The 554-nt window shown below is 53.2% G+C and carries 1 protein-coding gene; it reads left to right on the top strand.

Annotation, left to right across the window (positions count from 1 at the left end; translation table 11 throughout):
- Positions 1–13: 13 nt before the first annotated feature.
- Positions 14–554: DNA translocase FtsK (locus tag NZ653_10185; GenBank protein ID MCS7287483.1), on the top strand; the 541-nt coding region annotated here is incomplete at its 3' end.

Below are 554 nucleotides of genomic sequence, written 5' to 3'. Positions count from 1 at the left end.
AGGGATATGAGCTATGAGGGGAAACCTTGAGCTTCAGGCCCGGAAGATAGAGATGGTCCTTGCTTCCCACAGGATAAGGGCCAGGGTAAGGGGCGGAACCATAACCCCCCGCTATATCCTCTTCCATCTATCCCCACCCCTCGGGGTAAAGGTTGAAAAGATAAAAGCCCTGGCTGAAGAAATTGCCCTCTTCCTCGGAGCTCCTGGCTGCCGAATCTACCGCCGAAATGGACTTTTAAGCATTGAAATCCCAAGAAGAAATCCCTCGCCCATAACCCTGTCCTCCCTCTGCCTGCGCCTGAAGGACATCCCACCCTATTCTTCCATCCTGGGGATGGATGAGGAAGGCTCGCCAATCCTTGTGAACATTGCCAGCCCGGATGTAACCCACATTCTGGTGGCCGGAACCACTGGATGCGGCAAAACCGAGCTTTTGCGGACCATGATTTCAAGCCTGGCTCTATACAATTTGCCCAAGGATTTGAGCCTGGGGCTTGTGGACCTTAAAGGTAAGGGTTTGAAGGTTTTTGAGGGTCTTCCGCACCTTATGGGGC

This window comes from Anaerolineae bacterium (assembly GCA_025062375.1).
Classification (GTDB): Bacteria; Chloroflexota; Anaerolineae; order SpSt-600; family SpSt-600; genus SpSt-600.
The sequence above is the reverse complement of the archived record's forward strand: the minus strand, read 5'-3'. Positions and strand labels throughout refer to the sequence as shown.